The organism is Streptomyces marincola (assembly GCF_020410765.1).
Classification (GTDB): domain Bacteria; phylum Actinomycetota; class Actinomycetes; order Streptomycetales; family Streptomycetaceae; genus Streptomyces; species Streptomyces marincola.
Genome location: NZ_CP084541.1, coordinates 3,101,634 through 3,127,662, shown reverse-complemented (window position 1 = coordinate 3,127,662; position 26,029 = coordinate 3,101,634). Strand labels below are relative to the sequence as shown.

Genomic DNA, 26,029 nt, shown 5'->3' with positions numbered 1-26,029 from the left:
GACAGCAATGCGCCCCTCCCCGGCCGCGGTGCGCGCCGGTGGTCGCCGCGGGGGCGCGCGCGCCGTCCCGCGCCGGCCGGCCACCGAGAGAGCATGGGCCGCCGGGAGCGGATCGAAGCCGGCGGACTTGACGGACCGGGGGGCCGGAGGTGACGGACCATGGGGCGGGCCGCGGGTGCGGCGTGGGCCGGGGCCGCCGGGCGGCGCAGAATCCCGTTATGCGCGCCGCCTACGTCGAAGAGCTGGGTCCGCCGGAGGTCATCCGGGTCGGTGAACTGCCCCCGCCCAGGCCGGGCCCCGGGGACGTCGTCGTCGAGGTCGAGGTGACGGCCGTCAACCACGTGGACACGTTCGTGCGGTCGGGGGCCTGGCGCACGCCGCTCGCCTTCCCGTTCGTGATCGGCCGCGACCTGGTGGGGACGGTCGTGGAGAGCGGCCCGGGGGCGGCGGGGTTCCGCGCCGGCGACCGGGTGTGGTGCAGCAGCCTGGGGTACGCCGGCCGGCAGGGGGCGGCGGCGGAGCGGGTCGTGGTGCCGGGCGACCGGCTGTACCCGCTGCCCGACGGCGTGGACCCGGTGGAGACCGTGGCGCTCTCCCACCCGGCGACGACGGCGTACCTGGCGCTGTTCACGCACGGGCGGGTGCGGGCCGGGGAGACGGTGCTGGTGCTCGGGGCGGCGGGGAACGTGGGCAGCGCCGCCGTGGTGATGGCGGCCCAGGCCGGGGCGCGCGTGGTCGCGGTCGCCTCGGCGCGGGACGCCGGGCTGTGCCGGCGGCTGGGCGCGCGGGAGGTGTTCGACTACCGGGACCCCGAGGTGTTCCGGCGGATCGGGGAGGCGTCGCCCGGCGGGGTCGACCTGTGGATCGACACCTCGGCGCGCAACGACCTGGAGACGGCCGTGGAACTGCTGGCGCCGCGGGGGCGCGTGGTCGTTCTGGCCGGGTTGCGGACGCGTCCTGTGCTGCCGGCCGGGCCGCTGTACACGCAGGACCGTTCCGTGATCGGCTTCGCCATCTCGCGGGCCCGCGCCGACGAACTGGCCGAGGCAGCCGCGCACATCGGCCGGCTCCAGGCCGACGGGCTGCTGCGCGCGCACGCGACGGAGGTGCTGCCGCTGGAGGAGGCGGCGCTCGCGCACCGCCGCGTCGAGGAGGGCAAGGCCAGGGGGAAGCTGGTGCTGAGGGTTTCCACACCGGCGGGGTGACCGGCCGGGTGACGCGTGGAAAACGCCTTCCCGTCAATTGAGTTCCGCGTGCGCGGGGCCATTGGCGGGGTTTTCCTTTGCCTTTTTCCGGGCGTTCCTGAGACTTGACGGATCAGCTTTTCCGCCGTTGACTGCCGTGTGCGTCGGGGGCAGGATTCGTGTCATGGCGAACACCATCATTGACAACTCCCCGCTGTTCGAACTGCGGGCGAGCAAGGCGATTTCCGCGACTCCTGAACAGGTCTACGCGGTCGTCAGCGACCTGCCGCGCAGCGCGGAGTGGAGCCCCGAGTGCCGGGGCGGCGAGTGGGTGTCGGGAGCCCCGTCCGCGGTCGGCTCGATCTTCCGCGGCGAGAACCTGCGCAGCGAGGACGTGGTGGGCTGGGCGCCGTTGATCCGCGGCGTCTGGTACACGGAGGCCCGCGTCACGGCGGCCGAGCCGGCCAGGACGTTCCGCTGGATGATGCTCACGCACGCCCGGGCGGACCAGGAGAGCCTGTGGGGCTTCGACATCGAGCCGGGCGGCGAGGGCAGCGTGCTGACCCACCATTTCCGCATGGGCAAGGCGACGGCCGGAATCCGCAAAATCACCGCAGAGCTGAGTGAGGCCGACAGGAAGCGGTTCATCGCCGACTGGACGGCGAAGCTCGAACGCGACCTCGACGAAACGCTCGACCGGATCAAGGACGTCATCGAAAAGCAGTAACCCCAAGCAGTAACCCCGAGGGCCCTGCGGGACATTCCTCTTCACGGACGGGAGAGCGGTTACGTGTTGCTCCAGCGCATAGGAAACAAGGGAATTCGCCTGGGTACGTTGTTCGACCGGGCGGCGGCCAGGCACCCCGCGGGCGTCGTGATCCTCGACCACGACCTCGACCTGGCCCCCGCACTCGGCCGGCGCACGACGCTGACGGAACTGGCCGGGCTCATCGACGACCTCGCCTCCCGGCTGTGGTCGGTCGGCGTCCGCCCGGGCGACCACGTGGTGGTGCACAAGAGCGACGGGTTCGACATCACCCTGCTGGCGTGCGTGGCCGCGCGGATCGGCGCGATCCCGGTGCTGCTGTCGCCCAAGCTCGACGGCGCGACCGTCGCGGAGCTGCTGCGCCGGGTGGGGCGGCCGTTCCTGGTGACCGACGCGGCCAAGCTGGAGAACGCGCTGCCCGCCGAGGTGCTTGAGCTGTCGCGGCGGGTGCTGCTCGCCTCGGGCGAGCACGCCGGGACGATCTCGATCGCCTCCCTGGCCGGCGCGCCGAGGGTGCCCGCGGTGAGCATGCCGCCCGACCACCCGACGCTGGTCACGCACACCTCGGGCACCACGGGCACCCCGAAGCTCGCCGTGCACACGGGCACCACGTTCCAGGCGCGCTACCGGCCGCAGGCGGCCGTCGTGTCGGCCGCGGTCCGCCGCAGCGAACCGCTCGCGGTGCACGTGTCGTTCGTGCACTCGCGCATGTTCACGGCGATGCCCATCGCGATCCTCCAGGGCCACCCGCTGATCGTGCTGCGCGACGACGACCCGGCGCCGGTGGCCGACCTGTTCGCGCAGGTGCCGCCCGGGTTCATCGAGGCCCACCCGAACACGTTCCTGCGCTGGGAGGTGCTCGCGGACGACCCGCGCGGCCCGCTGGCCAACGTGAAGTACTTCTCCAGCACCTTCGACGCCATCCACCCGCGCACCGTGAACCGGCTGCTGCGGGCCTCGCGCCGCAAGGGCCGCCGCTTCGCGCAGGCCTACGGGCAGAGCGAGGTCGGGCCGATCGCCGCGCGCACGTACTCGCTCAAGGACGGCGCGGACTTCAACGGGCGCTGCGTGGGCGTGCCGTTCCCCGGCATGACCGGCGTGCGCGTGGTCAGCCGCGACGGCAACCCGCCCACGCGCGAGAACCCCGGCTTCATCGAGGTGCGCAGCGACGGCCGCATCGTCAGCTACCTCGGCGAGCACCAGCGCTGGGAGAAGCAGGTCAACGAGGGCTGGTGGCGCATGGGCGACGTCGGCTTCAGGACCAGGAAGGGCTGCCTGCACCTGCTGGACCGCGAGGTCGACGAGATCCCCGGCATCCGCAGCACGCTGGAGATCGAGGACAAGCTGTTCACGCGCGTTCCCGAACTCGTCGAGGTCATCATCGTGCCGGGCGCGGACGGCACGCCGGTCCCCGTGGTGTGCACGCGCGAGGACAAGCCGCTCGACCCGGTCGCCTGGCAGGCGGCCGTCGCCGGGCTGCCCCCGATGGCCGAGCCCGTGCAGTGGCGGCTCGACGACCTGCCGCAGACGGCCACCACGAAGATCAAGCGGCTTGAGCTGGCCCGCCTGCTCGGCTCGGCGACGTGACGGACCGTGGCCGGCGGGGCACGTGCCGCCGCACCGGCGCGGCGGCCATTCCCTCGGCCGGCACTGGAGGCTGATCAGACATGAGGACCCGACCGCCCGCGTCCGGGCGGTGGATCGAGGGCTGGGACCCGGAGAACGAGGAGTTCTGGGAACGCACCGGCAAGAAGATCGCCCGCCGCAACCTGCTGATGTCCATCCTGTCCGAGCACGTCGGCTTCTCCGTCTGGAGCATGTGGTCGGTCCTCGTGCTGTTCATGTCGCCCGAGATCGGGTTCGGCTTCGACGCCGGGGAGAAGTTCCTGCTCGTGGTGACGCCCACGCTGGTGGGCGCGGTGCTGCGGCTGCCCTACAGCCACGCGGTGACGAGGTTCGGCGGGCGCGACTGGACGGTGTTCTCCTCGGCACTGCTGCTCGTGCCGGCGTCGCTGGCGTTCGTCTTCGTGCAGCGCCCCGGCACCCCGCTGTGGGTGTTCCTGCTCATCGGCGCGACGGCCGGGGTCGGCGGCGCCAACTTCGCCTCCTCGATGACCAACATCACCACTTTCTATCCGCAACGGCAGCAGGGGTGGGCCCTCGGCCTGAACGCGGGCGGCGGCAACCTCGGCGTGGCCGTGGTGCAGCTGCTCGGCCTGCTGGTCATCGCGACGGCGGGGGACACCCACCCGTCGTACGTGGCCGGGGTCTACCTGCCGCTCATCGTGCTGGTGTCCGTGCTGGCCGCGCTGCGGATGGACAACGTCGACGCGGTGCGCGCGGAGCCGGGCGCGCTGCGGGAGGCCGCGGGCAGCCGGCACACGTGGTGGATCTCGCTGCTCTACGTGGGCACGTTCGGCTCGTTCATCGGATACGGCTTCGCGTTCGGGCTCGTGCTCCAGACCGAGTTCGGCTCGACGCCCCTTGAGGCGGCCTCGTTCACGTTCGCCGGGCCGCTGCTCGGGTCGCTCGCGCGGCCGGTGGGCGGCCGGCTGGCCGACCGGTGGGGCGGCGCCCGCGTCACCCTGTGGACCTTCGCGGGCCTGGCCGCCGGTACCGTCGTGCTGCTCGTCGCCTCGCGGGCGGGCTCGTTCGGGCTGTTCGTCGGGGGGTTCACCGCGCTGTTCCTCTTCAGCGGCGTCGGCAACGGCTCGACGTACAAGATGATCCCCGCCGTGTTCGCGCGGGAGGCGGAGGGCGCGATCACCTCGGGCGCCGACGCCCGCGCGGCCTTCGACCGGGCCAGGCGCGTCAGCGGCGCGGTCATCGGCATCGCGGGCGCCGTCGGCGCCCTGGGCGGAGTGGCGATCAACCTCGCGTTCCGGGGCGCCTACCAGGGGCCTTCCGGCAGCGGCGAGGCCGCGTTCTTCGCCTTCCTCGCCTTCTACGCCCTGTGCGCGGCCGTGCTCCTCACCGTGTACCGGCGCACGCCCCGCGCGCGGCGCGGCGCCCCCAGCCCGGCCCTGCCCCGCACCTCCCATGTCGGCTGACCGCGCGCCGGGCGCCCCGGAGAAGGGACGCGCCCCGCACAGCGAACGCGCGCCGGGCGCGGCGGACACGCACTGCGCCTACTGCGCGCTCCAGTGCGGCACCCGCCTCACCCGCGACGCCGCGGGCCGGGTGAGCGCGCAGCCGCTGCCCGACTTCCCCGTGAACCTGGGCGGGTTGTGCCAGAAGGGCTGGACGGCCCCCGCGCTGCTCACCGTCCCCGACCGGCTGCGCGCCCCGCTGGTGCGCGGTCCCAGCGGCACGCTCGCCCCCGCGACCTGGGACGACGCGCTCGACCTGGTCGCCGCTCGCCTGACGCGGCTGCGTGCCGAGCACGGGCCCGACTCCGCGGCCGTGTTCGGCGGCGGCGGACTGACCAACGAAAAGGCGTACGCGCTCGGCAAGTTCGCCAGGGTCGCGCTCGGCACCAGCCAGATCGACTACAACGGCCGGTTCTGCATGTCGTCGGCCGCGGCGGCGGGCAACGCGGCGTTCGGCCTCGACCGCGGGCTGCCGTTCCCGGTGAGCGACCTCGGCGCGGCAGGCGTCGTGCTGCTGGCCGGCGCGAACCCGGCCGAGACCATGCCCCCGATCATGCGGCACCTGACCGGACCCCGGCTGATCGTCGTCGACCCGCGCCGCACCCGCACCGCCGCGCAGGCGGCGCTCCACCTCCAGCCGGTGCCGGGCACCGACCTCGCGCTCGCCCTCGGCCTGCTGCACCTCGCCGTCACCGAGGGCCACCTGGACCGCGCCTACCTCGACGCGCGCACCACGGGGTTCGAGGCGGCGTGGCAACGGGCCGCCGCCTGGTGGCCCGAACGCGTCGAGGGCGTCACCGGCGTGCCCGCGGCCGACCAGCGGGCCGCCGTGCGCATGCTCGCCGAGGCCGACCGCGCCTACGTGCTCACCGGCCGCGGCGCGGAACAGCACAGCAAGGGAACGGACACCGTCTCCGCGTTCATCAACCTGTCCCTCGCCCTCGGCCTGCCGGGCCGCCCCGGCAACGGCTACGGCTGCCTCACCGGCCAGGGCAACGGCCAGGGCGGCCGTGAACACGGCCAGAAGGCCGACCAGTTGCCCGGCTACCGCATGATCGGCGACCCCGCGGCCCGCGCCCACGTGGCCGGCGTGTGGGGCGTCGACCCGGCCTCGCTCCCCGGCCCCGGGCGCGCCGCCTACCAACTGCTCGACGCGCTCGGTACCGAGGGCGGCCCGCGCGCCCTGCTGGTCCTCGGCTCCAACCCCGTCGTCTCCGCGCCGCGCGCCGCCCGCGTGGCGCGCCGGCTCGCCGCGCTCGACCTGCTGGTCGTCGCCGACTTCGTGCCCTCGGAGACGACCGAACTCGCCGACGTCGTCCTGCCCGTGGCCCAGTGGGCCGAGGAGGAGGGCACGATGACCAGCCTGGAGGGCCGCGTCCTGCGCCGCAGGCCCGTGCTCGCCCCACCGCGCGGCGTGCGGACCGACCTTGAGGTGCTCAACGGGCTCGCGGTCCGGCTCGGCCAGCCGGCGGAACGCTTCCCCACCGAGCCGCGCGCCGTGTTCGACGAGCTGCGCCGCGCGTCCAGCGGTGGCCGCGCCGACTACGCGGGCATCAGCTGGGAACGGCTCGACGCGGGCGAGGCGCTGTACTGGCCCTGCCCCGAGGTGCCGGGCGGCGGGCACCCGGGAACGCCCCGCGTGTTCCTCGACCGGTTCGCGCACGCCGACGGCCTGGCCAGGTTCCGCGCCGTCGATTACCGCGAGGCCGCCGAGGCCCCGGGCGCCGAGCGCCCGCTGTACGCCACGACGGGCCGGGTGCCGGCCCAGTACCAGTCGGGGGCCCAGACGCGCCGCGTGCCGGAACTGCTCGCCGCCGCGCCGGAGACGCACGTCGAGGTGCACCCGGACACCGCCGCGCGGCACGGGCTGCGCGACGGCGGACTCGCCCGCGTCACCTCCGCCCGCGGCAGCACCGTGGCCCGGGTGCGGCTGGTGCCGGGACTGCGCGCGGACACCGTCTTCCTGCCGTTCCACTTCGCGGGCGATGGACGGGCCAACCTGCTGACCGGGGACGCGCTCGACCCGGTCAGCGGCATGCCGGAGTTCAAGCTGAGCGCCGTCTCGATCGAGCCCCTGCGGGAGCGGACGACATGACCGCGGTGACCGTCATAGGAAACGGCCCGGCGGCGCACCGCCTGGTCCAGCGGCTGCGCGAGCGCGGGCACGAGGGGCGCATCACCGTGCTGGGCGCGGAACCCGGACCCGCCTACCAGCGTGCCCTGCTGTTCTCCGTCCTCGACGGCACCCTGCCTGCCGCCGCCCTGCGCCTGCCGCCGCCCCCGCCCGGCGTGCTGCCGCGCACGGGCGCCGCGGCGACCGCGGTCGACCGGCGGCGGCGCGTGGTGCGGACGGCGGCCGGCGAGGAACACCGTTACGACGTACTGGTGCTGGCCACCGGCGCCCGCGCGGTCCGTCCGCCGCTGCCGGGCGCGGGGCGCGCGTCGGCCCCCGGCGTGCGCTCCGCGCGCACCCTCGCCGACGCGCGACCGGTGGCCGACGAACCGGTCGTCGTGGCGGGCGGCGGGCTGCGCGGCGTCGAGGCGGCCCACGCGCTGGGCCGGGCCGGGCACGAGGTGACGCTCGTCCACCCGGGCCCGCACCCGATGCACCGACTGCTCGACGCGCGCGCCGGCGCGCTGCTGGCCGCCGCGCTCGAAGCGGCCGGGGTCGGCACGGAGACCGGGCGCCGGGTCGCGGCGGTCGAGCCGGGCAAGGCCGTGCTCGACGACGGCAGGCTGCTGCCCGCCGGAACGCTGCTGCTGTGCGCGGGCGGCGTGCCCGACACCGCGCTGGCCCGCGCGGCCGGGCTCGCGGTGCGGCGCGGCGTCCTCGTCGACGACCGGCTGCGCACCTCGGACCCGCGCGTGTACGCGGTGGGCGACTGCGCGGAGCACCCCGGCTCCCCGGCCGCGCTCGGCGCCACGCTCGACGCCGCGCTTGAGCAGGCGGACGCGCTGGCCCGGGTGCTGACGCACACGGGCCCCGGGCCCGCGCCGCCCTGGCGCCCGGCCCCGCACGTCGTGCGGCCCCGGCTGCCGGGGCTCGACCTGCTCGTGGCCGGGCCGCCCGGCGCGTCGGCCGGCGACGGCGGCGGGCGCGGGGCCGAGGAACGGGACGAGCACGTCGTGCTGTCCGACCCCGCGCGTGGCCGGTACGGGCGGCTGGTGCTGCGCGGCGAACGGCTGCGCGCCGCCGTGCTGTTCGGCCTGCCGCACGCGGCGGCGGCCGTCGGCCGGCTGTACCGGGAGGGCCGGCCCGTGCCGGGCGACCGGCTCGCGCTGCTCCTCGGCACGGACGGGGAGTACGCCGGGTCGGGCGAACTGCCGGACGACGCGGTGGTGTGCCAGTGCAACAACGTCACCAAGAAGGCCGTCGGGGACGCGTGGCGGCGCGGGGCGCGCGACCTGCGCGCCGTCGCCGCGGCGACGCGCGCCACAACGGGCTGCGGCAGTTGCGCGGGCCTGGTGCGCCGCGTCTGCGAGGCCGCGGCGCGGCCGTGAGCGCGGCGCGCGCGTGCGGCTCCCGCGCCGCCGCGGGCGGCCGCGGGCGGCCATGGAACGCGCCGCCCGCGCCGAGCCCCCCGCACGCTCCGCACGTTCGACCGCCTCGCACGCGCCGAAGGCCCGACGCCAGAGCACCCGAACGTCCGAACGTCCGAACGTCCGCAGGTCGTGGAAGGAGCCCCGCCGCATGGCAGGCACCGTTGTCGTGGTCGGTCACGGGATGGCCGGGCACCGGTTCGTCGAGGAGCTGAGGGCGGGCGACCGGGCCGGCCGGTGGCGCGTCGTGGTGGCGGCGGAGGAACCGCGGCCCGCGTACAATCGCGTCGAGCTGTCCTCCTATCTCGCCGGCCGATCCGCGGCCGACCTCCAACTCGCCGCGCCGGGGCTGCTGTCCGATCCGCTGGTGGAGTTGCGGCTGGAAACCGCCGTCGTGTCCGTCGACCGCGCCGCGCGCACCGTGGCGTGCGCGGACGGCACGGTCATCGGCTGGGACGCGCTGGTTCTGGCCACCGGCTCGCGGCCGTTCGTGCCGCCCGTTCCCGGCCGGGACCTGCCCGGTTGCTTCACGTACCGGACGATCGAGGACCTCGACGCGCTGCGGGCCGCCGCCGTGCCGGGCGCGGACGGCGTCGTCGTCGGCGGTGGCCTGCTCGGCCTTGAGGCCGCGCAGGCGCTGCGTTCGCTCGGCATGCGCCCGCACGTGGTGGAGACGGCGCCGCACCTGATGCCGGCGCAGGTGGACGCGGGCGCGGGGCGGCTGCTCGGCCGGCTCGTGGCCGGGCTCGGCGTGCGCGTGCACTGCGGGCGCGGCGTCGCGCACGTGGCGCCCGGCCCCGGCGGCCGGGTGGGCGAGGTGGCGCTGGCGGACGGCGCGGTCCTGCCCGCGCGCGTCGTGGTGTTCGCGGCGGGGGTGCGACCGCGCGACGAACTGGCCGGGCCCGCCGGGCTGGCCAGGGGCGAACGCGGCGGCTTCCTGGTCGACGAACGCTGCCGCACGGCCGACGAGCGGATCTGGGCCGTGGGCGAGTGCGCCGCGGTGCTCGGCCGCTGCCACGGCCTCGCCGCGCCCGGCTACCGCATGGCGGAGACCGCGGCGCGGCAGCTGCTCGGGGTGTGTTCCGCGGTCTTCCCCGGGGCGGACACCTCGGCGAAGCTCAAGCTGCTCGGCGTCGACGTCGCGGGCTTCGGGGACGTGCACGCCGCGTCCGAGGGCGCCATCGAGTTCGTGCGGGACGACCGGGCGGCCGGCACCTACGCCAAGCTCGTCCTCGGTCCCGACGGGCGCACGCTGCGCGGCGGCGTGCTGGCCGGTGACGCGCGCGGCTACATGGCGCTGCGCGCGCTCCTCGGCCGCGAACTTCCCGACGCGCCGGAGCGGTTGCTCGCCGCCGCCGAGTGAACGCGTCCGCCGGGTGAACACCCGCCGGGTGAACGCCGCCGCCGGGTGAACGCCGCACGGCGTGCCCGGCGTCCCGCGCCTGCCCGTTTCCAGCACGCGGCCGCCCGAATCGGGTGATCCGATGACTGATTCGCGACCGTCTGTGTTTCCCCTGTGAGACTCCGGTGTTTCGCCCGTGCTCCGATCGTGCCCGTCGCGGTCGGTGGCACGTTCGGGAAAGACCGGCTGGCCTGGGGATAGGCCGATCCTTGTCCTGCTCTTGACCGCCGCGTGTGAAGGTCCGGCATGGCGTGCGATGGCCGGATCGTTGCCCTGGCCCGCACGGCGACCGACCACACGAAGGGGCCTCCGCGTGGGGCTCAGTCACCAAGGGGGAAGGCTCATGACGGGCGCGACGCCGCAACGCGGCGACTTGTTCGAGAACGTGACGGAACGCGTGGCCCCAACTCCCCGACCACGGGCGCACGACGCGGCGCTCCTGGAGGTCGGGCCCCGGATCTTCTCCTCGATGCCCCGCCGGGACCAGCGGACCAAGGCCATGTGCTACGTGCGCGGCCTGCTGGAGGTGCAGGGTCGCAAGTCCATCAGGAACATCGCCACGTTGTTCGGCGGTGATGCCGCCGAGCAAAGTTTACATCACTTCATCACCAGCTCGACGTGGGACTGGGCGCCGGTGCGCAGGGCCCTGGCGCAGCACGTGGAACACGTCGCCAGGCCGCAGGCGTACGTCGTCAACCCGCTGACCATTCCCAAGGCGGGTGACACCTCGGTCGGCGTCGAACGGCGCTTCGTCCCCGCCCTCGGCCAAGTGGTCAACGCGCAGCAGGCGGTCGGCGTCTGGGCCGCGGCGCCGGACTGGAGCAGCCCGCTGAACTGGCGGCTGCTGCTGCCGCAGAAGTGGCTGGCGGACCGCAAGCGGCGCCGCCAGGCGGCCATTCCCGAATCCGCGGTCCCGGAAAGTCTCGGCCAGTGTTCGGTCAAGGCGTACCTGGAAATGGTCAAGTGGTACCGCCTGCCGATCAGGCCGGTGGTGATGGACGCCAGGGAGGCGGACGTCGCCGCGGTCGTCCAGCGGCTGCGCGCGGTGGACACGCCGATGCTGCTGCGCGTGGACGGCGGGCTCAGGCTCACGGTCGAGGAGGCCGCGTTCCCGCGTCGGGGCGCGAGCATGACGGCGCAGCAGATCATGTCGATGGTCTGGCACCTGCGGCACCCGGGCCGCGGCCCCGGCGAACTCCCTGGCGCCGCCTGCCCCGTGGTCGCCGTGCAGACCGCGCTCTCGGCCGACGGGAGGCGCGTCGGGCCCGCCGAGGGCATGCAGCTGATCGGCGTCGCGGAACGCGGCCACTGGCCGGCCGAGTTGTGGCTGACCGACCTGAACACCACGGGCGCGGGCGAGCTGCTGCGGCTGGTCAGGCTGGCCCGGCGGGTCGAGCGCGACCTGTCCGAGGTCGCCGACCAGGTCGGCATCCGCGACTTCTCCGGCCGCTCCTACGCCGGCTGGCACCGGCACGCCACCCTCGCCTCGGCCGCGCACGCCGTCGCGGTGCTGAGCGGCGCCCCGCACCGCTCGCTCCTGCACGCGGTGATCTGAGCCGCGCCGGGGGCGTTCGGCCCGGGCGGGTCCCTCGGGTCCGGCCGGGCGGTCCGGCCGGACCTGACGGACCCCGGCGCCCGACCTGACGTACTGATCCGGCCAGTTGACGGATGGCCCCGGCGGGCGTTGGCCCGCCGCGCGCCGCCGCACAGGATCGGGCCATCCGAGCCGATCGCCGAGGGAGTCCCAGGACATGACCAACGTCGCCGTCATCTACTACTCGTCGCAGGGGAACGTGCACAAGCTCGCCGTCGCGGCGGCGGCAGCGGCCGAGAAGGCGGGCGCGGAGGTGCGGCTGCGCAGGACCGCGGAACTGACGACCGAGACCGTCGTGCCGGGCAACGACCAGTGGAACGAGGCGTGGGAACGGCACCTCGCGTCCGTCCAGGACATCGAGGAGGCCACGCTCGACGACCTCGACTGGGCCGACGCGGTCCTGTGGGGCACCCCGGGGCGCTACGGGCTGCCCGCGGCCTCCCTCAAGCAGTTCATCGACCAGACGCTGCCCCTGCACATGCGGCGCGGCCTGGTCAACAAGGTGATGTCGTCCTTCACCTCCACCGCGACCCTGCACGGCGGCCAGGAGAGCACGATCCTGGCGCTCAACAACGCGTTCTACCATTGGGGTTCGATCATCGTCCCGCCCGGTGTCGCCGACCCGGTGCAGCTGGCCCCGACGAACGGCAACCCGTACGGCGTCAGCAGTGTCTCGCGCAACGAGGCCGGCAACGTCGACGACGACAACCTGTCCGCCGTCGAGTACCAGGCCCGCCGCACCGTGGAGATCGCCGCCGCGCTCGGCCGGGGCCTGCGCGCCGGGTGACCGGGTGCCAGGGCCCGCCGCCCGCACCCCGCCGCCGGCTCCCCGCCGCACGCACCCCGCCGCCGGCTCCCCGCCGCACGGCCCGGCGCCGCACGCCACCGCGGCGGGGCACCGCCGCCCCCCGCTGAGCTTCCCGGAGGCACCCGTGGAGAACACCCTGCTCGACATCCCGCCCAGGTCCGCGCCGCACCAGCCGGACTGGGAGGACCCCGCGCGCGTGCGGTGGGTCAGGAAGGAACTGCGCGCCAGGGACCCGCTGGTGGCCCGCGACGACGTGCGCGCCCTGCGCGCGCGGCTCGCCCGGGTCGCCGCCGGCGAGGCGCTCGTGGTCCAGGCCGGCGACTGCGCCGAGGACCCGGAGGAGTGCACGGCCGAGCACGTCGCCCGCAAGGCCGCCGTCCTCGACCTGCTGGCCGGTGCCCTCAGGCTGATCACCGCGCGCCCCGTGCTGCGGGTCGGCCGCATCGCGGGCCAGTACGCCAAACCCCGGTCGAAGCCGACCGAGACCGTCGCCGGTGTCGAACTGCCCGTCTACCGGGGGCACATGATCAACGACCCCCGGCCGGACGCGGACAGCAGGCGCCCCGACCCGCTGCGGATGCTCACCGGGTACATGGCCGCCAGGGAGGTCATGCGCCACCTCGGCTGGCAGCCGGGCGGGGCCGCCGCCGACGGCTTCGACCCGCGCGTGTGGACCAGCCACGAGGCGCTGCTGCTCGACTACGAGGTGCCCATGCTGCGCCGCGGCGGCGACGGGGGCCTGCTGCTGACCTCGACGCACTGGCCGTGGATCGGGGAACGCACCCGGCAGGTGGACGGCGCGCACGTGTCGCTGCTCGCCGGCGTCGCCAACCCGGTCGCCTGCAAGGTCGGGCCCAGCATGGAGCCCGATGAACTGCTCGCGCTGTGCCGGCGGCTCGACCCGCGCCGCGAGCCGGGCCGGCTGACCCTCATCTCGCGCATGGGCGCCGACCGCGTCGCGGACGCGCTGCCGCCCCTGGTGGCGGCCGTGCGCGAGGCCGGGCACCCGGTGATCTGGCTGACCGACCCGATGCACGGCAACACCGTGAGCGTGCGCGGCGGCATCAAGACCCGGTTCGTCGCGACCGTGGCCCGCGAGGTCGCCGCGTTCCACCGCGCGGTGACGGCCGCCGGCGGCGTCGCCGGCGGGCTGCACCTGGAGACCACGCCGGACGCGGTCACCGAGTGCGTCGCGGACGAGTCCGCGGTCGACGAGGCCGGCTCCGTCTCCACGACCTTCTGCGACCCGCGGCTCACGCCGGACCAGGCGGCTTCCGTCATCGCGGCGTGGAGCCGCTGACGCGCCGCCCCGCCCGGGGCCGGCCCGGCCGGCCCGCACCTCCCCCACTGCCCGCCCCACTGCCCGCACTGACCGGTACCGAACGGATGGAGGCTCGCGCAGCATGGAGAACACCATCGCCCTCGTCACAGGAGCGGCCGGAGGCATCGGCAGCGCCGTCGCCCGCGCACTCGCGGAACGCGGCGCCGTCGTGGCGGCCGTCGACCGCGACGCGGAACCGCTCGACGACGTCGTCGGCAAGCTGACCGCGGAGGGGCTCGCCGCGACCGCGTTCCCCACCGACGTCACGCGCAGCGACCTCGTGGAACGCACGGTCGCGGAGGTCGAGGAACGCCTCGGCCCCGTCGAGCACTTGGTGAACGCCGCGGGCGTGCTGCGGCTCGGGGAGGCCATCGGCCTCACGGACGAGGACTGGAACGCCACGTTCGCCGTCAACACCACAGGCGTGTTCCACGTCTCGCGCGCCGTGGTGCGCCACATGCGGGCGCGCGGGCGCGGCAGTGTCGTGACCGTCGCGTCGAACGCCGCGGGCACGCCGCGCACCGAGATGGCCGCCTACGCGGCCTCGAAGGCCGCGGCGACGATGTTCACGCAGAGCCTGGGGCTTGAGGTCGCCAGGTACGGCATCCGGTGCAACGTCGTCGCGCCGGGCAGCACGGACACGCCCATGCTCAGCGGCATGTGGGCGGACGATTCCGGCCGCGCGCGCACGATCGAGGGCCGGCCCGAGTCGTTCAAGGTGGGCATCCCGCTCGCGAAGATCGCCCGCCCCTCCGACATCGCGGACGCCGTCGTCTTCCTGCTCTCCGACCGGGCGTCCCACATCACCCTGCACAGCCTCACCGTCGACGGCGGCGCCGCGCTCGGCCGCTGACCCGCGCCCCGGCCGCTCCCACCACCGCGCCGAGAGCCACCGCAACGAAAGCCACCGCAACGAGAGGACGTCATGGCCGGTATCCCGACCATCGAGCCGTACCCGATGCCGACCCGGCGGGACCTGCCCGCGGGCCCGGCCCCCTGGGTCGTGGACCCGGCGCGCGCCGTGCTGCTCGTCCACGACATGCAGCGCTACTTCCTCGCGCCGCTGCCCGCCGCGCTGCGGGCCGAACTCACCGACACCGTCGCCTCGTTGCGCGACCGCTGCGCGGCGGCCGGCATCCCGGTCGCCTACACGGCGCAACCAGGCGACATGACGGAGACGCAGCGCGGCCTGCTGAAGACGTTCTGGGGCCCCGGCATGCGCAGGGAGCCCGCGGACCGCGAGGTCGTGCGGGCGGTGGCGCCGCGGCCGGACGACTGGGTGTTCACCAAGTGGCGCTACAGCGCGTTCTTCCGCACCGACCTGCTGGCCCGCATGCGCGAGCACGGCCGGGACCAGCTGGTGATCTGCGGCGTCTACGGGCACGTCGGCGTGCTGGCCACGGCGGTCGAGGCGTTCACCAACGACATCGAGACGTTCCTGGTCGCGGACGCCGTGGCCGACTTCTCGGCCGAGGACCACCGGATGACCCTCGACTACGCCGCGCGCCGCTGCGCCGTCGTCACCACGGCCGCGGAGGTGTGCGCGTGACCGCCGCGGGCCGCGCGGCGCCGCGCCCGGGACCGCTGGCCGCCGTCCTCGGGCCCACGCCGCCGCCCTTCGCCCTGCTGCACCGACCCGAGGCGAACGGCCCCGGCGTGCTCGACGTGCTGATCGGTGAGGTCTCCACGCCGGCCACGCTCGCGGACGTGCCGCTGCGCGCGCACGGGCCGCGCCGCGACACGCTCGTGCTCGTGCCGTTCCGGCAGCTCGCGGAGCGCGGGTTCGCCGCCCCGGACGACGGCGCGCCGCTCATCGCGCTCACCGTGGCCGAGGAGGACACGGTGCCCGTCTCCGAGGCCCTTGAGGCGATCGGGAACGAGCCGATCCGGCTCGGCGGCGGCGCGTTCGACGTGGACGACGCGGCGTACGCGGACATCGTGCGCCGCGTGATCGCGGACGAGATCGGGCAGGGCGTGGGCGCCAACTTCGTGATCAAGCGGTCGTTCACGGCGCGGATCGAGGACTTCGGGCCGCGCAGCGCGCTCACGCTGTTCCGGCGGCTGGTCGAGCAGGAGACGGGCGGCTACTGGACGTTCGTGGTGCACACGGGGGAGCGCACGTTCGTGGGCGCGAGCCCGGAGCGGCACATCAGCGTGCGCGGCGGCACGGCGGTGATGAACCCCATCAGCGGCACGTACCGCTACCCGCCGACGGGCCCGACGCTGCCCGAGGTGATGGCGTTCCTCGCCGACCGCAAGGAGGCCGACGAGCTGTACATGGTCGTCGACGAGGAGCTGAAGATGATGGCCCGCGTCTGCGAGGACGGCGGCCGGGTCACGGGGCCGCACCTGAAGGAGATGGCGCGCCTGGCGCACACCGAGTACTTCATCGAGGGCCGCACGGACCGCGACCCGCGCGAGGTGCTGCGGGAGACGCTGTTCGCGCCGACCGTGACCGGCAGCCCGCTGGAGAGCGCGGCCCGGGTGATCAGCCGCTACGAGCCCGAGGGCCGCGGGTACTACAGCGGCGTCGTCGCGCTCATCGGACGGGACGACGCGGGCGCCCGCGAGCTGGACTCCGCGATCCTCATCCGCACCGCCGACATCGACGCGGCGGGCCGGGTGCGGATCGGCGTCGGCGCCACGCTCGTGCGCCACTCCGACCCGGACTCCGAGGTGGCCGAGACCCGCGCGAAGGCCGCCGGGCTGATCGCCGCCCTGCGCGCGGACGGGCCGGCCCGGTTCGCGGACCACCCCGAGGTGCGGTCCGCGCTGACGCGCCGCAACGACACGATCGCGGAGTTCTGGCTGGCCGACGCGGCGGCCAGGGCCAGGCCGCAGCCCGCCCTGTCCGGCACGCGCGTGCTGGTCGTGGACGCCGAGGACACCTTCACCTCCATGATCGGCCACCAACTGCGGTCGCTGGGACCGACCGTGACGGTCCGCCGCTTCGACGAGCCCTACGACCCGGACGGGTACGACCTGGTCGTCATGGGCCCGGGGCCAGGCGACCCGCGCGACGTCGCGCACCCCAAGATCGCCCACCTGCGCGGCACGATCCTGCACCTGCTCGCGGCAAGGCGGCCGTTCCTCGCCGTGTGCCTGAGCCACCAGGTGCTGGCGCGCGAACTCGGGTTCCCCCTGGTCCGCCGCGAGGTGCCCAACCAGGGCAGGCAGCGGGAGATCGACCTGTTCGGCGTGCGCAAGAGGGTCGGCTTCTACAACACGTTCGCCGCCCGCGCCGACGCCTCGCGCGCGGACGTGCCGGGACTCGGCACCGTCGAGGTGAGCCGCGACCCCGCCGGCGGCGAGGTGCACGCGCTGCGCGGACCCGGGTTCGCCTCCGTGCAGTTCCACCCCGAGTCCGTGCTCACCCAGGACGGCATCAGGATCTTCGGGTCCCTGCTCGCGGGTTTCCCGGGCGGCGACCTGACGGAAAAAGAGCCCGTCGCTTCGGAAGTGACGGAAAAGGCGGAGGGCCCTTCTCTCCCCGTCCGCCTTCCCTGAGCATTGCGTACCAGAGACGCCGACCGCTGTTTTTCGGAGAACGACCTGAGGGGACGAAGCCATGCTTCCTGTGCAGTCGAGCGACAAGGGCCTGTATATGGGTCTCGTGGCGGAACGGGCCGCCGCCGAGTACGGTGACCAGCTCATCCTCCTCGACCACGACCTCGATCTCTTCCCTGACGCCGGCCGCCGGATCACCTACGCGCAGTTCGCGGAATTCGTGGACGACACGGCGGCCCGGCTGCACGCGGCGGGAATTCGGCGCAGCGAGCACGTGGCCATTCACAAGTCCAACGGGCTCGACATCAATATCATTTCTTGCGCCGTCGCGCGTATCGGCGCGGTCCCGGTCCAGCTGTCCCCGGCGCTCGACGGGGACAGCGTGGTCGCGCTGCTGCGCCGGCTCGGCGGGGCCCACCTGATCACGGACACCGCCAAGCTCGACGGGTCGCTGGACGGCGCTCCGTTGCGCGACATCACCGCCGGCGTCCTCCTCGTCGCGGGAACGCGGCCCGGCACGGTGTCGCTCGCCGACCTCGCCGGCGCCCCCCGGCAGGAGCCCGTGGTGCCGCACCTCGACCTGCCCGCGCTGATGACGCACACCTCCGGCACCACGGGGCTGCCCAAGCTCGTGGTGCACTCCGCCCGCACCCTGCACGGCCGCTACCGGCCGCAGGCGAAGCTGTTCGACATGATCCGCGAGCACGAGACCGTGGCGCTGCACGTCTCCTACGTGCACTCCAGGATGCCGCTGGCGCTCGCGGTGCTGATGCCGCGCAACCACAGGTTCCTCGTCATGAACGACGCGGACCCGCAGCGGGCCGCCGAGCTGTGGGCCGAGCACAAGCCCGGGTTCATCGAGTCGCACCCCAACTCCTTCATGGAGTGGGAGGCGCTGGCCGACCACCCGCTCGAACCGCTCGCGAACGTCAAGTACTTCAGCACCACGTTCGACGCGATCCACCCGAGCACCATGCACAAGCTGCTGCACGCCACCCGGCGCAGCTCCCCGGTCTTCTACCAGATCTACGGGCAGAGCGAGACGGGACCGCTGGTCGGCCGCGCGTTCACCCGGCGGACCGCGCAGGGCGCCGACGGGCGCTGCCAGGGGTACGCGTTCCCCGGCGACACCAAGTTCCGCCTGACCAGCCGCAACGGCAAGGAGGTGACGCGCGAGAACCCCGGCTACATCGACGTGCAGGCCGCCGGCCGGGCGCTCGGCTACTTCGGCGAGCGCGAACGCTACGACGCCCAGGTGCACGGCGGCTGGTGGCGCGGCATGGACCTCGGCTACCGCACCGACGAGGGCTGCCTGCACCTGCTGGACCGCGAGGTGGACGCGATCCCCGGCATCCACTCCACGCTGGAGATCGAGGACACCGTGCTCGGCCGGATGGACGAGCTGACCGAACTCGTCGTCGTCCCGGGCCCCGAGGACACCGCGGTCCCGGTGCTGTGCACCCGCGACGACGTGCCGCTCGACCGGGCGCGCTGGGCGGCGGCGACCGCGCAGTGGCCGCAGCTGGCCGAGCCGGTCCAGATGAAGCTTGAGGAACTGCCGCGCACCGCCACCATGAAGGTGCAGCGCATCGAACTCACCGCTCGGCTGCGCCGCCGCGCCGTTCGGCAGCCGTCGTGACGGCGGCGCGCGGACGGGGGCGGCGCCGATGACCGGGGGCGACGCCGACGTCCTGATCGTGGGGGGCGGCCCCACGGGGCTGCTCGCCGCGTGCGAACTGCTGCGGCGCGGGGTGCGCGTCCGCGTCGTCGACCGCGCCGCGCGGCCGACCGCGGTGCCCAAGGCGCTGTCCGTGTGGCCGCGGGTGCGCGACATCCTCACGGACCTGGGGATCGGGGACGAGGTGCGGCGCGTGTCGGTGCCGGTGCGCGCGTTCCGGTACTTCTCCGACCGCAGGCCGGTGGCCTCGCTCACCTTTACGGACGACCTGGCCGCGCGCCAGCTGCCGCAGTACGAGACGGAACGCCTCCTGACCGAGCGGCTGCACGAGCTGGGCGGGAAGGTCGAGCGCGAGGTGCGGCTGCTGTGCCTCGACGACGTGGACTTCTCGGGCCGCGTCGAACCCGGCGGCACGGTGACCGCCGTGCTGGAACGGGCCGACGGCGCGGTGGAACGGTTCGCCGTCCCGTTCGTCGTCGGCGCCGACGGCGCGGGCAGCGCGGTGCGCGGCCAGCTCGGCACGGGCTTCGAGGGCACGACGTACGAGATGGCGTTCGGCCTGGTCGACACGCGGATCGAGGGCCGGCTGCCGGCCGACGAGATCGCCTACTACCAGAGCCGCGCGGGCACGCTCGTGGTCGTGCCGCAGCCGGACGGCGTCTTCCGCTTCCTGTCGCTGCTGCCGGGCGGCGGCGAGATGTCGCGGGCCGCGATGCAGGAGATCATCGACACGCGCGGCCCGCGGGGCGTGCGGATCACCGAGCCGGTGTGGGAGACGACGTTCCGGGTGCACGCGCGCCGCGCCACCGAGTTCAGGCGCGGCCGGGTGTTCCTCGCGGGCGACGCCGCCCACGTGCACAGCCCGGCGGGCGGGCAGGGCATGAACAACGGCCTCCAGGACGCCCACAACCTGGCCTGGAAGCTGGCCGCCGTGCTGCACGGCCACTCCCCGGCCGCGCTGCTCGACAGCTACGGCACGGAACGCGCCGAGGCCACGCGCCGCATCGTCCGCGACACGGACCTGCACACGCGGGCGCTCACCGCCCGCACACCGGCGCGCGTCACCATGCGCGACACGGCGTTCGCGCTGCTCGACCGGTCGGGCGCGGCCGACCGGCTCTACGCGCCGGTGATGGCGGGCCGCCGGCTCGCCTACGCCGTCGAACGGGACAGCCAGCTCCCGGCGAGCCGCCGCTGCCGCGCGCGCGGCCGGCTGCCCGGCGTACCGGCGCCGGGCGCGGTGTTCCCGCGCCGGGCCGCGCTGCGGCTCGGCGCGGCGGGCCCCGCGGCCGACCCCGCGGCGTGGACGCTGCTGCTGCGCCCGCCGGAGGGCGACGGCGGGTGGCTGACCGAGGTGGGCCACGTCGTCGAACGCCGGCCGCGGCTGAGGGTCCTGTGGCGCGGCCTCGTCGGCGAGACGGGCGGGGGCGTGTGCGGCAGCGCCGGCTACTACCTGCTGCGCCCGGACGGGCACATCGCCGCGCACGGGCACGCCGGGGACCTCGACCGCCTCGAACGGGAACTCGGCCTCGCGCTGCTGCCCGGGCCCGGGTGACCGCGGGGCGCCGGTGCCCGGCCCGCCCGGCGGGCCGGGCACCGCGCCGGAGGCCGGCGGAACGCGCCCCGGGCGGGCCCGTTCGGCCGCCACGGAACGGTCCCGGGCCGCCACGGAACGGTCCCGGGCCGCCGCCGGGGCTCGGGCGCGGCCCGCGCGTGGGGACCCGGCGGTCGGCCGCCGCCGCCGGATCACCCCGCGGCGGGTTCCCGCCGCAGCCGGGTCATGGCCCGCGCCTCGCCCTGCGGCGGTTCCGGCAGCGCGAGGCAGAGCGCGTCGAGCGCCGCGGAGAACGCGTGGTCGGGCGGCGTTCCGTAGCCGATGACCAGCCCTTCGCGCCGCGGCATGGTGCTGTCGGGGTGCCGGTAGGGGCCGAGCCCGTCGAGGGCGAGCCCCTGCCGCTTGGCCGCGCGGAGCGCCGCGTCCTCGGTGCCGTCCGGCAGTTCGAGAACGGCGTGCAGGCCCGCCGCGATGCCGCCGACCCGGATGTGCGGCGCGCGTTCCGCGAGCGTGCCCACCAGCACGTCGCGCCGCCGCCGGTAGTGCCGCCGCATGCGGCGCAGATGCTGGTCGTAGGCGCCGCACGCGATGAAGTCCGCGAGCGTGAGCTGGTCCACGACGCTCGACCAGATCTCGCGCGGCCCCTTGGCCGCGAGGATCTCGTCGACGAGGCGGCCCGGCAGCACCATCCAGCCCAGCCGCAGCGCGGGGGACAGGCTCTTGCTGATCGACCCGATGTACACCACGCGCTCGGGGTCGAGGCCCTGCACCGCGCCCACCGGCTGCCTGTCGTACCTGAACTCGCCGTCGTAGTCGTCCTCCACCAGCAGCCCGCCGTGCGAGCGGGCCCAGTCGATGACCGCCGCCCTGCGCCCGGGGTGCAGCGGCCCGCCGGTGGGGAACTGGTGCGCGGGCGTGAGCAGGGCCGCCCGCGCGCGGGTGCAGGGCAGCTCGTCGACGCGCGCCCCCGCCGCGTCGACCGGCAGCGGAACGGTGGCCAGGCCCGCCTCGTGCAGCAGCGCGCGGTGGTAGTCGAGGCCGTAGGACTCCACCGCGACCCGGCCGTCGAGCACGCGGGCGAGCAGCCGCAGCCCGTGCGCGAAGCCCGAGCAGATGACGATGCGGTCGGGCGCGGTGCGCACGCCCCTGGCGCGCGCCAGGTACTCCGCGAGCGTGCCGCGCAGTTCCGCCCTGCCGCGCGGATCGCCCACGCCGAACGCGTCGTTGGGCGCGGCGGCCATGGCCCTGCGGACGGAGGTGAGCCACGCGGCACGCGGGAACGCCGCCGCGTCCGGGGAACTCGGCAGCAGGTCGTGCACGATGCGGCGGCGCGAAGGGCCCTGCGGGCGGCGCGCGGGCTCCGCGCGCGCGGGCTCGGCACGGCGCGCGACCCTGGTGCCCGAGCCCTGCCGGGCGGAGAGCCAGCCCTCCTCGACGAGTTCCGCGTAGGCGCCGGCGACGGTGTTGCGCGCGATGCCGAGGTCGCGCGCGAGGCCGCGGTAGGGCGGCAGCCGCGTGCCGGGGGCGAGGCGGCCGGAGCGGATGGCGTCCCTGAGCGCGTCCATGATCTGCGTCCGCAGGCTGCCCGTCCCGGTCAGCTCCAGGTGCAGGTCCTGGCCGTCCGCCCCCTCGCGCGGCACCCCGGCCCCCCGCCCCGCACTCTTGTCCCGGGCTGCGGCTGCGTGTGTCCCGGCGGCGCTTCCCCCGGTGGCGGGGGGCGCGTCGCCCGGGGGTGCGGACGCGGGTGGCCGGTGCGGTAACCGCCGTGACGGAGCAGGGGTATTGACCCACGTTTCTGCCATGGCAATGCACCCTACTCCTGGTCGTTTCCCTTTCTAGGCTCGCTGCATGACTACGTTCCAGGTGCCCGAGCGCATGAACTTCTCGGCCGTCGCCCCCAAGGTGTTCAAGGCCGTCCTCGCCCTCGACGCCGCCGCGCGCGACGGACTCGACCCCGTCCTCCTCGAACTGGTGCAGATCCGCGCCAGCCAGATCAACCGGTGCGCCTACTGCATCGACTACCACACCTCCGACGCCCGCAAGGCCGGCGAGACCGAGGAGCGCATCTACCAGCTCTCGGCCTGGGAGGAGTCCAGCCTCTTCACCGAGGCCGAGCGCGCGGCCCTGGCCCTCACCGAGGCCGTCACCCTGCTGCCCCAGGGCGTGCACGACGACGTCTACGACGAGGCGGCCAAGCACTTCGGCGAGAAGGAACTGGCCCAGCTCATCGCCCTGATCTTCACCACCAACGCGTGGAACCGCATGAACGTGACCACGCGCAAGACCCCCGGCACCGAGTAACGGCGCGGCCGCTCCACGCCGGCACCCCGGCTCGCGGGCGGCGGTCGACCCCCGGAGACCGCCGCCCGCGGCACGTTCCACCCGCCCGCGCCCGCGCCCGCGCCCGCACCCGCCCGGCCGCGCGCCGCCCGTTCCCCCCGGCGCCTGTTCCCCCGGCGCCCGTTCCCCGCCGCCTGTTCCCCGGCGGCCGGTGGCCCCCCACGTCCCCGCATGTCTCCTCACGAAGGACTGACACACCGTGACCAGCCTCGACACCCCGGCGCCCACCGCCGACAGCGGCCGTTCACCCGTCAAGGGCTGGCTCGCCGTCGCCGCGGTGACGCTGGGGATCTTCTCCCTGATGACCTCGGAACTCCTGCCCGTCGGCCTGCTCACCCCGGTCGGCTCCGACCTCGACGTGTCGGAGGGCACCGCGGGCCTGATGGTGACCGTGCCAGGACTGGTCGCCGCGGTCTCGGCGCCCGTGGTCACCGTGGCCACCGGGCACATCGACCGCCGCATCGTGCTGGCCGTCCTGATCGGCCTGGTGGGCGCCGCGAACCTCGCCTCAGCCTTCGCGACCAGCTTCGCCGTCGTGCTCCTCGCCCGCTTCCTCGTCGGCATCAGCGTCGGCGGCTTCTGGTCCATCGCCGGCGGCATCGCCCTGCGCCTGGTGCCGGAGAAGCACGTCCCGCGCGCCACCGCGGTCATCTTCGGCGGCGTCGAGACGGCGTCCGTCTTCGGTGTGCCGCTCGGCACGTTCATCGGCGACCTCAGCGGGTGGCGCACCGCGTTCGGCGTCGTGGGCGTGCTCGGCCTCACCTCGCTCGCGTGCATCCTCTTCCTCATGCCGAAGGTCCCGGCCGAGCGGACCATCACCTTCGGCGACCTGCCGAAGGTGTTCAAGGGGAACGCCGGGGTGCGCATCGGCATCACGATGACGTTCCTCGTCATCACCGGCCACTTCGTCGCCTACACCTTCGTGCGGCCCATCCTCCAGGACGACGGCGTCGACGACAGCATGATCGGCGTGCTGCTCCTGGTGTTCGGCGTCGCGGGCATCTGCGGCAACTTCATCGCGGGCGCGCTGATCGCCAAGCGGCTGCGGCAGACCGTCATGGGCATCGCCGTGCTCATCACCGTCGCGATGGTGCTGCTCGCGCTGGTCGGGGGCAGCACCCTCACCGCGAGCCTGATCCTGGTCGTGTGGGGCCTGGGCTACGGCGCCGTGCCGGTCACCTTCCAGTCGTGGATCCTGGACGCCGCGCCCGACGCCACCGAGGCCGCGTCCTCGCTGTACGTCTCGATGTTCAACCTGTCCATCGCCCTGGGCGCGCTGTTCGGCGGCCTCGCGGTCGACGGCATCGCCACCGAGAGCGTGCTGTGGATCGGCGCCGGGCTCGCCATCCTCACGCTGTTCGTCGTCGGCCGGGACCGCGGCGCGAAGGCGCCGGCCGCCGCCGGATGACGCGCCGGGCGGGCGACGCGCGACCCCTTCCCGCGTCGCCCGCCCCCGCACGCCCGCACACCCCCAGGTACGCCCTCGCGCGCCCCCGCGCGCTCCGACTCGACCGTCCGCAACCGGAAAACTCCGGACACGAACCGACAAGGGAACGTCATGACCGACAACGCCGCCACCCCGGCCCGCGTCACCGGCGCGGTCCACCCGGGCGACACCGCCTACCAGGACCTGTCCGTGCGCGGGCTCAACAAGCGGTTCACCGCCACGCCCGAGGTCTTCCACGTCGTCACCTCGACCGAGGACGTCGTGCGCGTGGTGCGCGACGCGGTCGCGAACGGCCGGCGGATCGCCGTGCGCAGCGGCGGCCACGGCTACGAGAACGTGGCCGGCGACCCGGCCGTGCGGGTCGTCGTCGACCTCGGCGAACTGCGCGAGGTGTCGTTCGACGCGGAGCGCAAGGCGTTCGCCGTCGAACCCGGCGCCCGGCTCGCCGACGTCTACCGCACCCTGTACGAGGGCTGGGGCGTGACCATACCGGCGGGCGACAGCGCGACCGTCGGCCTCGGCGGGCACGTCGCGGGCGGCGGCTTCGGCTCGCTCAGCCGCGCCGAGGGCATGGCGGCCGACCACCTGCTGGCCGTCGAGGTCGTCGTGGTCGACGCCTCGGGCGAGGTGCGCGCCGTGGTCGCCACCCGCGACCCCGAGGACCCCCACCACGACCTGTGGTGGGCCCACACCGGCGGCGGGGGCGGCAACTTCGGCGTCGTCACCCGCTACTGGTTCCGCTCCCCCGGCGCCACGGGCGACGACCCCCGCACGGCGCTGCCCCGGCCGCCGGCCACCATGCTCGCCGGCACCGTCCTGTTCAACCGCGACGCCCTGGACCGCGCCGCGTTCCGCACCCTGGTCGCCAACTACGGCAGCTGGCACGAGGCGAACAGCGCGCCCGACTCCGCCGGCGCCTCCCTGTTCGGGGGCCTCGTCCTGCTCGGCAGGCCCCGCGAGGGCGGCGACGCCTCGATGGGCGCCGTCGGCTTCGCGCACGTCGACGGCGAACGCCCCGACGCCGCGCGGCTTCTGGACGACTACATCGCCCACCTCACGGCGGGGCTCGGCGACTTCCCTGCCGTGCTGCCCGCCGAGGTGCTGCCCTGGCTGGACGCCAAGCAGGCGCTGGCCCAGTCCCAGGACGCGGAGATCGGCAGGCAGAAGGTCAAGTCGGCGTTCCTGCGGCGCGGTTACGACGAGGCCGAGGCCGACACGCTGTACGACTACCTCGACAGCGGCGACCACGGCCACGACACGAGCCTGGTGGCGCTCCAGTCCTACGGCGGGCGCGTCAACGCGGTGGCCCCCGACGCCACCGCGTCCGCCCAGCGCGGCTCCGTGATCCAGGTGTTCCTCATGAACACCTGGCAGGACGCGGCCGACGACGCCGCCGGCGTGGACTGGATGCGGCGCCTCTTCCGCGACCTGTACGCCAAGAGCGGCGGCGTGCCGGTGCCGGGCGATGACCACGAGGGCTGCTACATCAACTTCCCCGACACGGACATGGCCGACCCCGAGTGGAACACCTCGGGCGTGCCGTGGGAGGACCTGTACTACCTGGGCAACGCCGCGCGGCTGCGCGAGATCAAGGCGAAGTGGGACCCGCGCGGCGTGTTCCGGCACGCGCTCTCCCCGCGCGCGGACGACTGAGCGGAACGCGTGACCCGACGGGCACCCGGCACCGGGCCCCGGCCCCCCAAGGGCCCGTGCCGGGCGCCCGTCCTCCTTGAACGGCAAGGCACCAGCCACGAGCCGTGCGCGACCGGGGCAGCGCCCGTCAACGGCCGCGCGCACG

The 26,029-nt window shown here is 74.9% G+C and carries 19 protein-coding genes; 18 read left to right on the top strand and 1 reads right to left on the bottom strand.

Going from position 1 to position 26,029, the window contains the following annotated elements; translation table 11 throughout:
* Positions 1-218: 218 nt before the first annotated feature.
* The 15 genes from LC193_RS13310 to LC193_RS13240 all read left to right on the top strand — a co-directional run bounded on the left by LC193_RS13310 (position 219) and on the right by LC193_RS13240 (position 20,444).
* Positions 219-1,205 (top strand): NADPH:quinone reductase, encoded by a 987-nt coding sequence (locus LC193_RS13310; RefSeq protein WP_226074287.1) that lies wholly within the window; start codon positions 219-221, stop codon positions 1,203-1,205.
* A gap of 163 nt (positions 1,206-1,368) precedes the next feature.
* Positions 1,369-1,911, top strand: a complete 543-nt coding sequence (locus LC193_RS13305) for an SRPBCC family protein (RefSeq protein ID WP_226074286.1) — start codon at positions 1,369-1,371, stop codon at positions 1,909-1,911.
* Positions 1,912-1,974: 63 nt separating this feature from the next.
* Entirely contained in the window at positions 1,975-3,537 is a 1,563-nt protein-coding gene (locus tag LC193_RS13300) for a class I adenylate-forming enzyme family protein (RefSeq protein WP_226074285.1), read from the top strand.
* An 80-nt stretch (positions 3,538-3,617) separates the two neighbouring features.
* Entirely contained in the window at positions 3,618-5,000 is a 1,383-nt protein-coding gene (locus tag LC193_RS13295) for a nitrate/nitrite transporter (protein WP_226074282.1), read from the top strand.
* Positions 4,990-7,134, top strand: coding sequence for a molybdopterin oxidoreductase family protein (locus LC193_RS13290; protein WP_226074280.1), 2,145 nt, complete (start codon positions 4,990-4,992; stop codon positions 7,132-7,134). The genes LC193_RS13295 and LC193_RS13290 overlap by 11 nt, the downstream gene beginning before the upstream one ends.
* On the top strand, positions 7,131-8,540 hold the full coding sequence (locus tag LC193_RS13285) for an FAD-dependent oxidoreductase (RefSeq protein WP_226074278.1): 1,410 nt from the start codon (positions 7,131-7,133) through the stop codon (positions 8,538-8,540). The genes LC193_RS13290 and LC193_RS13285 overlap by 4 nt, the downstream gene beginning before the upstream one ends.
* Positions 8,541-8,730: 190 nt before the next feature.
* Entirely contained in the window at positions 8,731-9,942 is a 1,212-nt protein-coding gene (locus LC193_RS13280) for an NAD(P)/FAD-dependent oxidoreductase (protein WP_226074276.1), read from the top strand.
* A 382-nt stretch (positions 9,943-10,324) separates the two neighbouring features.
* Entirely contained in the window at positions 10,325-11,536 is a 1,212-nt protein-coding gene (locus tag LC193_RS13275; protein ID WP_226074274.1) for an IS701 family transposase, read from the top strand.
* 196 nt (positions 11,537-11,732) lie between these two features.
* Entirely contained in the window at positions 11,733-12,362 is a 630-nt protein-coding gene (locus LC193_RS13270) for an NAD(P)H-dependent oxidoreductase (RefSeq protein ID WP_226074271.1), read from the top strand.
* 145 nt (positions 12,363-12,507) lie between these two features.
* Positions 12,508-13,683 carry a 3-deoxy-7-phosphoheptulonate synthase gene (locus tag LC193_RS13265; protein WP_226074269.1) on the top strand — a complete coding sequence of 392 codons (1,176 nt, stop codon included), beginning with the start codon at positions 12,508-12,510 and terminating at the stop codon, positions 13,681-13,683.
* Positions 13,684-13,786: 103 nt separating this feature from the next.
* Positions 13,787-14,557 carry a 2,3-dihydro-2,3-dihydroxybenzoate dehydrogenase gene (locus tag LC193_RS13260; RefSeq protein ID WP_226074268.1) on the top strand — a complete coding sequence of 257 codons (771 nt, stop codon included), beginning with the start codon at positions 13,787-13,789 and terminating at the stop codon, positions 14,555-14,557.
* 72 nt (positions 14,558-14,629) lie between these two features.
* A complete protein-coding gene (locus tag LC193_RS13255; protein ID WP_226074267.1) occupies positions 14,630-15,253 on the top strand; it encodes an isochorismatase family protein in 624 nt (207 codons plus the stop codon).
* Positions 15,250-17,211, top strand: coding sequence for an anthranilate synthase family protein (locus LC193_RS13250; RefSeq protein ID WP_318842152.1), 1,962 nt, complete (start codon positions 15,250-15,252; stop codon positions 17,209-17,211). Before LC193_RS13255 ends, LC193_RS13250 begins: the two co-directional genes overlap by 4 nt.
* 61 nt (positions 17,212-17,272) lie before the next feature.
* On the top strand, positions 17,273-18,850 hold the full coding sequence (locus LC193_RS13245; protein WP_226074266.1) for a class I adenylate-forming enzyme family protein: 1,578 nt from the start codon (positions 17,273-17,275) through the stop codon (positions 18,848-18,850).
* A gap of 28 nt (positions 18,851-18,878) precedes the next feature.
* On the top strand, positions 18,879-20,444 hold the full coding sequence (locus LC193_RS13240) for an FAD-dependent monooxygenase (protein ID WP_226074265.1): 1,566 nt from the start codon (positions 18,879-18,881) through the stop codon (positions 20,442-20,444).
* A gap of 191 nt (positions 20,445-20,635) precedes the next feature.
* On the opposite strand, the gene pdxR is transcribed toward LC193_RS13240, so the two are convergent.
* Positions 20,636-22,009: a MocR-like pyridoxine biosynthesis transcription factor PdxR gene (gene pdxR / locus LC193_RS13235; protein ID WP_404819536.1), complete on the bottom strand. Its 1,374-nt coding sequence runs from the start codon at positions 22,007-22,009 to the stop codon at positions 20,636-20,638.
* A 283-nt stretch (positions 22,010-22,292) separates the two neighbouring features.
* On the opposite strand from pdxR, the gene LC193_RS13230 reads away from it, so the two are divergent.
* The 3 genes from LC193_RS13230 to LC193_RS13220 all read left to right on the top strand — a co-directional run bounded on the left by LC193_RS13230 (position 22,293) and on the right by LC193_RS13220 (position 25,884).
* On the top strand, positions 22,293-22,745 hold the full coding sequence (locus LC193_RS13230; RefSeq protein ID WP_226074262.1) for a carboxymuconolactone decarboxylase family protein: 453 nt from the start codon (positions 22,293-22,295) through the stop codon (positions 22,743-22,745).
* 238 nt (positions 22,746-22,983) lie between these two features.
* Positions 22,984-24,192 carry an MFS transporter gene (locus LC193_RS13225; RefSeq protein WP_226074261.1) on the top strand — a complete coding sequence of 403 codons (1,209 nt, stop codon included), beginning with the start codon at positions 22,984-22,986 and terminating at the stop codon, positions 24,190-24,192.
* Positions 24,193-24,342: 150 nt separating this feature from the next.
* Positions 24,343-25,884 carry an FAD-dependent oxidoreductase gene (locus LC193_RS13220; protein ID WP_226074260.1) on the top strand — a complete coding sequence of 514 codons (1,542 nt, stop codon included), beginning with the start codon at positions 24,343-24,345 and terminating at the stop codon, positions 25,882-25,884.
* The last annotated feature ends 145 nt before the right edge of the window (positions 25,885-26,029 follow it).